Source organism: Yoonia sp. (genome assembly GCF_042093035.1).
Lineage (GTDB): Bacteria > Pseudomonadota > Alphaproteobacteria > Rhodobacterales > Rhodobacteraceae > Yoonia.
In genome coordinates this window covers 1-12258 of sequence record NZ_JBELFI010000078.1, presented here as the reverse complement: position 1 = coordinate 12258, position 12258 = coordinate 1, and the positions used below count along the sequence as shown (strand labels likewise).

Below are 12258 nucleotides of genomic sequence, written 5' to 3'. Positions count from 1 at the left end.
CGCGGCGATGCGCTCTATTATGCCAATTACTTCGCAGACAAGACATTCAACCCATTTGTCCCCTACCCGATCCTTGCCTTCTACTTCATCCTTCTCACGTTGGTGATTATCGGGATCTTTGGGTTTGTGAATAACCGTCTGAACCGACATCTTCCGCAGGAAGCCCGCAAGAAAATCAAAGTTAGGCCCCAGATAATCAGATGAGCTGGCTCGACGATCATCCCGAAATCCGCAACCTACGGTGTGGCGCGGCTGACCTGAACGGTCAGGCGCGTGGCAAACGCCTGCCGCGCCGTTTCGCGGAAAAGCTCGAACAAGAGGGGTCGCGCTTCCCGCTTTCTGTCCTCAACCTCGACATCTGGGGCGAAGACATCGACGACAGTCCGCTGGTGTTTGAATCAGGCGATGCCGACGGACTGCTTTTGCCGACCGAACGCGGATATGTACCCTTGCCCTGGCTCCCTGCGCCAACCGCCATGCTGCCCCTTTGGGCGTTTTTTGACGACGGAACGCCCTTTACCGGCGATCCGCGCCATGCGCTCGCCCGCGTGCTGGACCGCTTCAAGGCGCTGGACCTCTCCCCCGTTGTCGCGACCGAAATGGAATTCTATCTGGTGGATGACAGCGGCAAGGAAATCCGTCAGCCGAAATCACCACGCTCAGGCAAACGGCGCGCAGGTGCTGAGATCCTGTCAATGCGCGCGCTCGACGCCTTCGATGATTTCTTTAACGACCTCTACGATGCTTGCGATCTGATGAAAATCCCCGCAGAGGCCGCAATATCCGAAGGCGGCATCGGGCAATTTGAGGTGAACCTCGAACACGTTCCTGACGCACTGAAAGCGGCCGATGATGCGTGGTTCTTCAAGATGCTGGTGCGCGGTCTGGCCCGCAACCACGGCATGGCGGCAAGCTTTATGGCCAAGCCATATGAGGATTACGCAGGCAACGGTTTGCACACCCATTTCTCGATCCTCGACAAAGACGGCAACAACGCTTTCGCCAATGACACCTTTGAGGGCACGCCGCTTCTGAACAATGCGATCGCTGGCTGTCTTGCTGGTATTCCCGATCTCGCGCTCATCTTTGCCCCGCACGGCAACAGCTATGAGCGTTTGGTCCCCGGCGCTCATGCTCCGACCAGCATCTGTTGGGCCTATGATAACCGGACCGCATCTATCCGTGTGCCCGGCGGCAGCTATGGCGCGCGCAGGATTGAGCATCGTCTGGCGGGTGGTGACGTGAACCCGTACCTGTTTCTGGCAGCCGTGTTGGGCTCAGCACTGGTTGGGATCGAAGACGGCATGAAAGCGCCGGCGCCGATCACAGGCAATGCCTACGACCAGAAACTGCCGCAGGTTCCCAGCACATGGGAGGATGCGATCAATGCGTTTGAAGCAAGCCCGTTGGCCAGCCGCATCTTTGATCCGCAACTCGTCGACAATCTGATCCGCACCAAACGCCAGGAGATGGCGCATTTCGATGAAATGACAGCGGAAGAGCAACTCGACCACTATCTCGACCTTGTGTAGAACAGGACAAGATCGCCAACCCAAAAAAGAGTTCACGATGAAGATCGGCATCCTGCAAACCGGACACGTGCATCCGGATCAACGCCCTATCACAGGCGATATCGGTCCGCATTTTTCGCGGATGCTGGACGGCTTTGGTTTCGCTTTTGAAACTTATATGGTGGTGGATATGGTCTTCCCGACCGCAATTACAGAATGCGATGGCTGGATTATCACAGGCTCTAAGCACGGTGCCTATGACGATTTGCCATTCATCGCGCCGCTGGAAAAGATGATTCGTGAGGTCTATGCCACCGACATTCCGCTTGTGGGTGTCTGTTTTGGGCATCAAATCATTGCGCAGGCACTTGGTGGAAAGGTGGAAAAATTCAGCAAAGGATGGGCCATCGGGAACACGGAATACGACTGGAACGGTGAGGTTTTTTCATTGAATGCTTGGCATCAAGATCAGGTTGTCGAACGTCCCGCCGGCGCGACCGTTTTCGCGACCAATGATTTTTGCAAAAACGCGGCATTGGTTTATGGCCGAAAGGCTTTTACCGTGCAGCCACATCCCGAATACGGGCGGGCCTACATCAACGGGTTGATCGAACATAGTGGCAAGGGAAAGATCCCGGACGTACAACTCGACCGCGCGCGTGCAGGGCTTGATATCCCCGATGACAACGGCAAGGTCGCCGCCCAAATCGCCCGCTTTTTCAAAGATCGGATCGTCGCATGACTTGGACCACGCAGATACCTCAAGCGGCACAAACCTATCTGGAGAGAAGCCGACTGGATGAAGTCGAATGCGTGATCGCCGACTTGCCCGGAATTGCCCGTGGCAAGGCGGTCCCGGCTGCGAAATGGGAAAAACAGGGGCATTTCCACCTGCCGAACTCGATCTTCTTTCAGACCATTACAGGCGATTGGGGCGAAGCCGCAGGACCTGATGGTTTCCTCGAACCGGATATGATCCTCAAGCCTGATCTTTCTACTGCCACGGCCGCACCATGGGCCGCCGATGGCACCTTGCAGGTCATCCACGACGCCTTCGATCAAAAAGGGCAACCGGTTGAATTTGCGCCGCGCAATGTGTTGCGCCGTGTTGTTGCGCTCTATGAGGCGGAAGGCTGGACCCCGATCGTCGCTCCTGAAATGGAGTTCTATCTGGTTGCACGCAATATCGACCCCGCCAAGGCCATCGCGCCGATGATGGGACGCACCGGGCGCCCCGCGGCGGGACGGCAGGCGTATTCGATGACAGCCGTTGATGACTACGGTCCGGTGATCGACGACATCTATGAATTTGCCGAAGTGCAGGGTTTTGAAATCGACGGCATCGCCCAGGAAGGCGGGGCTGGCCAATTGGAGATCAACCTGCGCCACGGCAACCCGATCAAGCTTGCCGATGAGGTTTTCTTCTTCAAGCGCTTGATCCGCGAGGCGGCACTGCGGCATGACTGCTTTGCAACCTTCATGGCCAAGCCAATCGAAGGCCAACCGGGGTCTGCGATGCATGTGCATCACTCGATCGTGGATAAAGACGGCAAGAACATCTTTGCCGGGCGCGAAGGCGGCGAAACCAACGCCTTTTTCCATTTTATTGGTGGTCTGCAGGAATATATGCCGGGCGCGGTCGCGCTGATCGCGCCTTATGTGAACAGCTACCGCCGCTACGTCCCCGATGAGGCGGCGCCAGTGAACCTCGAATGGGGGCGCGACAACCGCACAACAGGTATCCGCATCCCGATTGCACCGCCCGCCGCAAGGCGCATCGAAAACCGCTTGCCGGGGATGGATTGCAACCCATACCTTTGCATCGCCGCGTCTTTGGCATGCGGCTATCTGGGCATGAAGAATGAGATCCGCCCCGACAAACGCTGGCGCGGTGAAGCGGCAGAAAGCGAAGCAGAGGTGGCCGATAGCTTATGGACAGCGCTCGACCTTTTTGATGAGGCCAAGGAATTGCATGAAGTCCTCGGGCCAGATTTTGCGCGTGTCTATTCGATCGTCAAGCGCGCCGAATATACTGAATTCCTGCAAGTCATCAGCCCCTGGGAACGCGAACATCTCCTTTTGAACGTATGAACCCGCTCTATCGCAACGACCGGCAAGGTGAATTTCCCGATAGCTGGTATGTGGCATCAACGGATATTCCGCCGCTGCGTCCTGCGTTGAAGGGCCAGCTCACTGCGGATGTTTGCGTCGTTGGAGCAGGATATACCGGGCTTTCGGCGGCGCGCCGTCTTGCGGAAAAAGGTTTGGACGTTGTGGTTGTTGATGCGCATCGCGCAGGCTTCGGGGCCTCCGGGCGCAATGGCGGGCAAGCCTCGAGCGGGCATCACATCGATCAGCGCAACTTGGCCCACAAATTTGGCAAAGACCATGCGGCGGCACTTTGGGCGCTTTCTGAGCAGGCGAAGGCGGATATCCGCGAGAATTGCGCAAGCCACATACCTGAGGCCGCGTATAAACCCGGGATCGTGCATGGCTTCTACGCAACCAGTGAAGCCGAAGACCACCGCAAGGAAATCGCATTCCGGGCGCAGGAATACGGCTATGCGCAAACCAGGCTGCTGTCCCCTGCCGAGATGTCGGAGATCGTCAAAAGCCCGTTCTACGACGGCGGGCAGTTGGACGAAGGTGCAGGCCATATTCACCCGCTACGCTATGCCTTGGGGCTCGCACGGCTTGCAGAGGCCGCTGGTGCGCGCATTTACGAATGCAGTGAAGTACATCGGATCGTCCACGGAGATCCAGTTACGCTGCGCACAAACAAAGGACAGATACGGGCGCGCCACGTGATCCTCGCTGGGAACGGCTATCTGCCGCATATTGAGCGGAAAGTGGCCGCAAAGATCATGCCGCTGAACAGCTTCATCTGTGCCACCGAACCGCTGGGCGATCGGGCCAAAGACGTGCTTGCACGCGATGTAGCGGTTGAGGATAGCAAGTTTGTCGTAAACTATTATCGGCTTTCTGAGGATGGCCGCCTGCTTTTTGGCGGGCGCCCGAGCTATTCCATCGGCTTTCCAGATGACATGTCCTCGGCCTTGCGGCAAAGGATGTGCGCGCTGTTTCCGCAGCTTGCGGGTGCGCGCATCGATTATGCTTGGGGCGGATCATTGGGGGTGACGATGACGCGGATGCCCGCGTTGATGCGGCTCGCCCCAAATGTTTTGGCGGCGGGCGGCTATTCAGGCCAAGGTGTAGCGCTTTCGGGTATGGCGGGCAAAGTCATGGCAGAGGCCGTGGCGGGTCAGGCGGGTCGCTTTGACATTATTGCCAATCTAAACGTTCCAAACTTTCCTGGTGGTCCGGCGATGCGGGCGCCACTGCTCACACTCGCAATGACGTGGTACGCGCTCCGTGACCGGTTAGGTATTTAGTAACCAGAACCGCGCTACTTCTTTGTAATGCTAAGCAGACGCTACACAGTGCCGGCAGGCCGCCCGGACGGATGGCGTAATCCGGCGGCAAATCATTGATGTGCAACGTGAAGTGGATTTCGACTGGTCCGAAGCGCGCAGTATTTCGTCGTTATTTGCAGCGATAAACCGATCGAAGTGATCTTGTAGCGCACATTTCTAGAAATGTGTTCGTTATTTCGACATTTTCGTCAGCTTGTCCTGCAATGCGGCAAGCTGGCTTTTGATCTCACCTAGATCATCACCATCTTCGGTTTTCTCTGACGCGCCGGGGGCGATGATGCCACCTGTCATTGCCTTGAAGAACGCCTCTTGCTGCGCCCGCATGGCATCAAATCCGGGCATCGCGGCCATCGGATTGGCCTTGCCCATATTCTCAAGCGCCTTGGATTGTCCTTCGCGGAGCATCTCAAAACTGGCTTGCAGGAATTCCGGCACCACTGAGGCCGCCTGGCTGGTGTAGCTGCGCACCAGATCTGTCAGCACATCAACCGGCAAAACGCTTTCGCCGCGGCTTTCGTGCTCTGCGATGATCTGCAAAAGATACTGTCGGGTCAGGTCATCACCGGATTTCAGATCAACAATCTGTACCTCACGGCCTTCGCGGATAAACACGGCAATATCTTCCAGCGTCACATAGTCGCTCGTCTCGGTATTATACAGGCGGCGGCTCGCGTAGCGCTTTATCAGAAGCGGTTTGTTGGTATCAGCCAAGGGCGTCCCTCCACAGGTATGTTGCGGTGCAGAGAAGCCTATGCCGCGTCTGCGCAAAAAGAAAGCACTATCCACAAACAAAAAACGGCCCGCTTGTGCGGACCGTTTCTTTCGAAGTTACTCTTTGGGAGGAAAGAGTGTTTCTTTGATCGCTTACTTTGCAGCAGCAGTCGCTTTCTTCGCAGCAGCAGTCACTTCGTTTGTGGCTTTCTTTGCAGCAGCAGTCATGTCCTCGGACATGTCTTTGCCTGCGGCCATAACGAGTTCCATTGTCTGTGTCTGAACCTTTTTCGCGATTTCAGCGAAAGCTGACATATGCTCGGCAGCAGATTCAGCGGAAGCAGATGCGAAGTCTGTCACAGCTTTCGCGTAATCAGCAGGGTCTGCTTTTGCAGTGGCGATGGATTCCATCTTTGCGATGGTGTCTTGTGTCCACTTTGCGGACAGCTCAGCAGATTTGCCAGCAGCGTCGAGTGCAACCGCGGACATTCTCTCGGCCCGGGCAGTCTGGTTCTTGAACTGCTCTTCCATTGCTTTCGTGTCTACCGGAAACGCGCCTGTCATGTCTTTGAAGATCGCGGTGAAGTCTTGTGCTTTAGCGGCCATGGTATCAACCTTTCAGTGTTGTTCTGTGCGGGGGACACCCGCTGTTATCTCGTACCACCAATATGAATGCTGCAGTGCGGCATTTCAAGTGTTTTTCTGCACTGCAGCATAAAAAATGCTGCGCCTGCACAAATCCTCATATTTTTCCGCTACTTAGACTTCACATAGGTGCCCGGAGCGGGCCCGAGAATGGGATATTCTTCGCTTCCCGGCTCCCTTGCTGTGACTTTTTTGCCTGATTTCTTGGATAGCCAAGCATCCCAACGCGGCCACCATGACCCATCATGCCTTTCAGCTGAATCGCGCCAATCATCTGCGGTCAGTCCGGTTTCAGGGTTGGTGTAATGTCCATATTTGTTCTTGCTCGGCGGATTGATGATCCCCGCGATATGCCCGCTTTCAGACAAGATGAAAGTCTTGTCCTTTGATCCCATTTTGGCAACACCGCTATAGCTGCTTTTCCAAGCCGCGATATGGTCGGTCTCGCAGGCAATTGCACAAAGCGGCACCGTGACGTCTTTCAACTTCACCGTCTCACCCGAGACTTCGAAACCCGTGGTGGCAAAGCGATCTTCCTGACACAGCCCTCGCAAATACTCGACAGCCATCTTTGCGGGCAGGTTTGTGCCGTCCCCATTCCAGTAAAGAAGATCAAAAGCGGGTGGCGCTTTGCCCATCATATAGCTTTTGATTGCGGGCCCATAGATAAGGTCGTTTGAACGCAGGTAAGAGAATGTGCGCGACATGAAGAAAGAATCCAGCACACCGTTTTCCGCGACTTCAGCCTCAATCCCGTCAACGAAGTCATCATCAAGAAAGACGCCGACCTCACCGCGATCCGAAAAATCGGTCAATGTGGTGAAGAAGGTCGCGGAATTCACCGATGTGTCCTTGCGCTTCTTCATCAACGCGAGCGTCAGCGACAGGGTTGTGCCCGCAATACAGTACCCCACGGCATTGATCTTCTTGACGCCGCAAATCGTCTTGATCTCTTTGATCGCCGTCAGATAGCCGTCCTCAATATAGTCGGTCAGCGACGTATCGCGATAGCCCGCATCGGGGTTTACCCAAGACACGACGAAGACGGTATAGCCCTGCTCTACCGCCCATTTTATCAGGCTGTTCTGCGGCTTGAGGTCCATAATGTAGAATTTGTTGATCCACGGCGGGAAGATCACCAACGGGGTCTCATAGACCTTTTCAGTGGCCGGCGTGTATTGGATCAACTCAAACATATGATTGCGAAACACCACCGAACCGGGTGTCGTGGCAAGGTTTTCGCCCAGTTTGAAAGCTTTTTTATCCGCAAGCGTTACCACCAGGTCGCCGTCGTTGGCTTCCAGATCGGCGATCATGTTCTCAAGCCCGGCAACAAGGCTTTCACCTTCGGTCTCGGCAGCAAGGGCAAGTGCCTCGGGATTGGTCGGCAGAAAGTTCGTCGGGCTAATCATATCAACCATCTGTTGGCTGAAATAACGCAAGCGCTTCTTCTCTTCGCTGTCGAGTGTGTCAATCTCCTCGACCGCCTTTTGAACAGCTGTGGCGTTCATCATGTACTGCTGTTTGATGAAATTGAAGTAAGGATTTGTGTCCCAAAGCTCATGGGCGAATCGCCGATCCTTGGGTGTTTCGTCTGCTGGAGGCTCCATTTTGCCCTGTGCGAGCAGGTGTTGGGCCTCAACATAGTGTTTCACCGATTTGCCCCAAAACTCAAGCTGGTGCTCGATCAATTTGGCGGGATTATGCATCATTTCAGTCATATAGGCGGTGGCCGCCTTGACGTAGAGATCCTGACTAGGCCCCTGCAACGAAGGCGCCACGTTGCGCCCCTGTCCCATGACTTTCAACAAACGCTGGGTCAGTTCTTCCACGCGCGCAAGGTTGGCTTCCAACTTTGCAACATTGTGTCCGACGGCTGTCGCTGTATCTAAATCATTTGTTGTCATTTCAACTTTCCTATGCGTATGCTGCACGTGCAGCATTTTTGCGCGTACCATCGGAGACCAACCAGATGAAGTATATGATGACCTACGACCTGATGGAAACCATGCGTAACACCAATCAGTGGCTTGGTGCCACAGCGCGCGCATATGCTTCATACCCGATGATGTCCTGGGGCGCCAACCCCGCAATGGATTGGCTGAAAGCCTGGGGCGAAGTCACGGAGCGCTCCTTTGCGCGCATGGTTACAAAGCCTGATTGGAATATTCCGGTGCAAACCAACCGCGACGGAACCGACATGGTCGTCACCACGGAAATCGTCGTCGCCCGCGCATTTGGTGATCTGCTGCGCTTTCGTGTGGGCAACCGCCCGGACCGTTCCCGCAAGATCATGCTGGTCGCGCCCATGTCCGGCCACTACGCAACCTTGCTGCGCAAAACAGTCATCAGCTTGCTGCCTGATGCGGATGTTTATGTCACTGACTGGCACAACGCGCGTGACATCCCGGTCAGCGAAGGCAAATTCGATATTGAAGATTACACGCTCTATCTGATGGATTTCATGAAAGAGCTTGGCCCCGACACCCATGTGCTGGCCGTTTGCCAACCGGTGCCTTTGGCGCTGGCCGCGACCGCTTATCTGGCCGAGTTGCATCCAGAGGCGCAGCCCCGCACACTGACTTTGATCGGCGGCCCCGTTGACCCCGAAGCCAACCACACAGAAGTCACCGACTTTGGCCGCTCGGTCACTATGGGCCAGTTGGAAGAAACCATGATCCAGCAGGTCGGGTTCAAATACGCAGGGGTTGGGCGCATGGTTTATCCGGGTCTGCTGCAATTGGCGTCCTTCATTTCGATGAATGCGGAACTGCATTCCAATGCGTTCCGCGATGAGATCATCCGCGTCGCCAAGGGCGAAGCATCCGAGCATGATCGCCACAATGATTTCTACGATGAATACCTTGCCGTGATGGATATGACGGCTGAATTCTACCTCTCCACGGTGGAGCGTATCTTCAAAGGACGCGAAATCGCGCAGAACGAATTTGTTGTTGCCGGCCATAAGGTCGATATGAGCAAGATCACGACCGTCGCGGTGAAAGTCGTCGAAGGTGAAGATGATGACATTTCAGCACCAGGCCAATGTCTGGCGGCACTTGGGCTGCTCACTGGCCTGCCTGATGAAAAGAAAGCCTCCCATCTTGAGCCGGGCGCGGGCCACTATGGTATTTTCGCAGGCCGCAGTTGGCGCAACAACATCCGGCCACTGGTGTTGGATTTCATCGACGCCAACTCCGGTCCTGACGTTGCCGCCAACGAGAACGTCGTCAACATGAAATGATAATGGACGCAGCTATTGTGGCTGTGCCATCCAAGCTTTCATAAACCCCGTCATGTCTGCCGGCGTTTCGAGCGTCGGCATGTAGCCCGCATTTTCAATGACCTCGAGATGCGCATTCGGCATCATCTGAGCCATGAACTGGTGGCGTTTGACATTGTATTGTCCATCATGGCGGCCACAAATGATCTGTGTCGGTTGCCCTATCTTGCCCATTACAGCCTGCTGATCCTTGCGCCGCTGGAGCGCACGTATTTGTCTGACATAACTCTCCGCGCCAATGTCCTGCCCCATTCGGGTCAGCCGCGCCGTGAGTTGAGCGCGGTCACCCGTCGGGGCAATCCATTCGGCATTGATTTCGTGGTTGAGCACATCCTCCCAGCGCCCCGCGCGGGCCGCGATAATCTGGGTTTCGCGTGCGGCCGCGATTTCAGGGGTATCAGCCTGTGCGGTAGTGCCCACCAGCATCAATCGCGTCACCCGCTCCGGCGCACGGCGGAGCAATTCGATGGCGACCATGCCGCCCATTCCCATCCCGAAAAGTGCGAATCGCGATGGTGCCCAGCTCAGGATCTGGCTGGCGATTTCTTCCATCCGCTCGCCGCATGTCGCGGGCGCGACCGTCACTGCATGATCGCGCGACAACGCTGCCAATTGTACTTCAAACACCCGCGCATCACACAAGAGCGGCGGGATCATCACCAAAGTTTCGCTGGGCATCGCTGCACGCCTCTATGACCGTTTGCGATCTGCGTTTTGCGGCAACACTGGACTGCGCAGCGCGTGGCTGCAAGGAATCATTGCTTGGGCAGTGCCTGACACCAAGCCAAGATGCGCGCCGCGAGAGGCGCGGTTTGGTCCGGCGACTGGATCTCGCCTGCCATGATATGGCCCATCGGATCATCGGCATCTGTTTGCTGCAACAGGATCACCACCGTGGTATCACCCCACTTGCCCATGACATCGCGCATACGTTCAGGATGCACGACCTTGTCCCGCTCATTGTAGCAAAACAGGGCAGGTGTCGTAATCTTTGACAAGTCAGCCTTGCGCACAGCGCGCAATGCGTCACCCATCACATGCACAGCCTCATTTGGATAAGACAACGTCCAATAGGCCGCGTGATCGGCATTGCGCGGTTTGAAGCGATGGTGCGTACCGACGATGTATTTGGCCCACTGCCGCGATCCCGGAAAATCCAGCAACGTCTGCCCGACCCAATTGCGCAGGCCGAAGTTAGGCGACAAATAGACCACCGCGCGCGCTTTTGCCCCCTCGGCCAAAGCCAATGTCATCAACGTACACCCTGTCGAGCATCCCATCACAATCACTTCGCGGCCAAGCGTGTGGCCGATTTCCAGGGCTTCCGCAACATCGGCCTGCCAGTCCGCAAGGCGCGCTTTGCCCATCGCTTCGCCGTCTTGCCCATGTCCGGTCAAACGGGTCAAAAACAGATTGGCCCCAAGTCCTTGTGCAACCAGATCGGGCAAAGGACGCATTTCCTGACCAGAGGCCGAAAACCCATGCAGGTAGATCACGCAGAGATCAGTTTGTTTGGCCGGTTTGTCGTGCCAGATGATCTGTTTCTCGCAGCCTTCGCGCAGATGCGGCACACGCGCTTCCTGCGCGGCCAATTCGGCTTCTATGGTTGCCAGTTCAAACAATGTCAGGCCTCTCTCACAGATCAGGATCGGCCACCGCCCGTATCCGCTGATTGGCGCCCTTACTCATCGCCGCCAGAATAGAGCGAACCGAAACCAATGTCACACGCTCCGGTCACGACACACGGACCGCTCACCGACAAGCACCGCTATGACGCGCGCAGGGCTTTGCGGGCCTGCGCCGTGACCTCATCAATCATATCCTTGATGAAGGTAAGGCAGGTGTCATCTGAAAACCGGTGATCCGCGCCATCGACCAATGTCAGACGCATATCAGGGCTTTCCGCGTGGTCAAACAGCCGCAGAGCGACCGACAAAGCCACCTCTGCGTCAGCAGTGCCTTGGATGAAACGCACCGGGAAATTCAGGGGCAAGGGTTCACGCAAAACAAGCCTGTCGCGCGCCTCTTCGATCAAGCGGCGCGTGATGATGTAGGGTTCGCCGTAGTCCGACGGCAAGGCAACCTGCCCGGCCAGCAACGCCGCCTTCTGCGCGTCAGAGAACCCAGCCCACATGCTGTCTTCGGTGAAATCTGGGGCGGCGGCTATGGTGACCAATCCGGCAACCTTTTCAGGCATCGCGCGGGCAATCAGTAGTGAAATCCATCCGCCCATGCTTGAGCCGACCAAAATCACCGGTCCCGCCAGTAACCCAACTGCGGCGCTTGCATCCTCGAACCAATCGCCGATCGTGCCATCGGTGAAGGCTTCAGAGCTTTCGCCGTGACCTGAGTAGTCAAAGCGCAAAAAGGCACGCCCCGATGTGCGCGCCCATTTTTCGAGAAAAATCGCCTTGGTGCCGCCCATGTCAGACTTGAAGCCGCCCAAGAAGACGACGGCGGGGCCGGCTCCATCTGTCAAATGAAAGGCGATACGACGACCCTGCTGCGTAACAAGGAACTGCGTTTCAGACATATTTTCCATGGCATGACAGCATCATAACCGATCCATGGCTGCAAGCATTTTGAGCCGTCGTCAGCTGGCGTCACGAAAAAAGCACGCCGCGCCGGAACCCCCTTGCTTCTGACCGTCTGTCTCTGCGTGAGGGCTAGCCGC

General features: G+C 56.2%; 11 protein-coding genes and 1 pseudogene. 6 read left to right on the top strand and 6 right to left on the bottom strand.

From position 1 onward, the window contains the following. The 5 genes and pseudogenes from ACFDSS_RS10330 to ACFDSS_RS10310 all read left to right on the top strand — a co-directional run. A pseudogene (locus tag ACFDSS_RS10330) lies at positions 1–204 on the top strand (amino acid ABC transporter permease); the annotation flags it as partial. Continuing rightward, positions 201–1532, top strand: coding sequence for a glutamine synthetase family protein (locus ACFDSS_RS10325; protein ID WP_375255663.1), 1332 nt, complete (start codon positions 201–203; stop codon positions 1530–1532). The pseudogene ACFDSS_RS10330 and the gene ACFDSS_RS10325, both read left to right, overlap by 4 nt. Positions 1533–1569: 37 nt before the next feature. Then, positions 1570–2253 (top strand): type 1 glutamine amidotransferase, encoded by a 684-nt coding sequence (locus ACFDSS_RS10320; protein ID WP_375255662.1) that lies wholly within the window; start codon positions 1570–1572, stop codon positions 2251–2253. Next, complete coding sequence (locus tag ACFDSS_RS10315; protein ID WP_375255661.1) at positions 2250–3602, top strand: glutamine synthetase family protein; 1353 nt, start codon at positions 2250–2252, stop codon at positions 3600–3602. Before ACFDSS_RS10320 ends, ACFDSS_RS10315 begins: the two co-directional genes overlap by 4 nt. Continuing rightward, on the top strand, positions 3599–4903 hold the full coding sequence (locus ACFDSS_RS10310) for an NAD(P)/FAD-dependent oxidoreductase (protein WP_375255660.1): 1305 nt from the start codon (positions 3599–3601) through the stop codon (positions 4901–4903). Before ACFDSS_RS10315 ends, ACFDSS_RS10310 begins: the two co-directional genes overlap by 4 nt. 213 nt (positions 4904–5116) lie before the next feature. Here the strand turns inward: ACFDSS_RS10310 and phaR are convergent, their stop codons facing one another. From phaR to ACFDSS_RS10295, 3 genes are all read right to left on the bottom strand, one after another. Then, on the bottom strand, positions 5117–5656 hold the full coding sequence (phaR, locus tag ACFDSS_RS10305) for a polyhydroxyalkanoate synthesis repressor PhaR (protein ID WP_375255659.1): 540 nt from the start codon (positions 5654–5656) through the stop codon (positions 5117–5119). A 153-nt stretch (positions 5657–5809) separates the two neighbouring features. Beyond that, complete coding sequence (locus ACFDSS_RS10300) at positions 5810–6262, bottom strand: phasin family protein (RefSeq protein ID WP_375255658.1); 453 nt, start codon at positions 6260–6262, stop codon at positions 5810–5812. A gap of 149 nt (positions 6263–6411) precedes the next feature. Then, on the bottom strand, positions 6412–8208 hold the full coding sequence (locus ACFDSS_RS10295) for a PHA/PHB synthase family protein (protein ID WP_375255657.1): 1797 nt from the start codon (positions 8206–8208) through the stop codon (positions 6412–6414). A gap of 65 nt (positions 8209–8273) precedes the next feature. On the opposite strand from ACFDSS_RS10295, the gene phaZ reads away from it, so the two are divergent. Continuing rightward, the gene (phaZ, locus tag ACFDSS_RS10290) at positions 8274–9545 is read left to right on the top strand and encodes a polyhydroxyalkanoate depolymerase (RefSeq protein WP_375255656.1); all 1272 of its coding nucleotides are present in this window, start codon (positions 8274–8276) and stop codon (positions 9543–9545) included. A 12-nt stretch (positions 9546–9557) separates the two neighbouring features. Here the strand turns inward: phaZ and ACFDSS_RS10285 are convergent, their stop codons facing one another. From ACFDSS_RS10285 to ACFDSS_RS10275, 3 genes are all read right to left on the bottom strand, one after another. Then, a complete protein-coding gene (locus ACFDSS_RS10285) occupies positions 9558–10262 on the bottom strand; it encodes an alpha/beta fold hydrolase (RefSeq protein WP_375255655.1) in 705 nt (234 codons plus the stop codon). 77 nt (positions 10263–10339) lie between these two features. After that, positions 10340–11206 carry an alpha/beta hydrolase gene (locus ACFDSS_RS10280; protein WP_375255654.1) on the bottom strand — a complete coding sequence of 289 codons (867 nt, stop codon included), beginning with the start codon at positions 11204–11206 and terminating at the stop codon, positions 10340–10342. A gap of 146 nt (positions 11207–11352) precedes the next feature. Then, positions 11353–12117, bottom strand: a complete 765-nt coding sequence (locus ACFDSS_RS10275) for an alpha/beta hydrolase (RefSeq protein WP_375255664.1) — start codon at positions 12115–12117, stop codon at positions 11353–11355. Positions 12118–12258 lie beyond the last annotated feature (141 nt).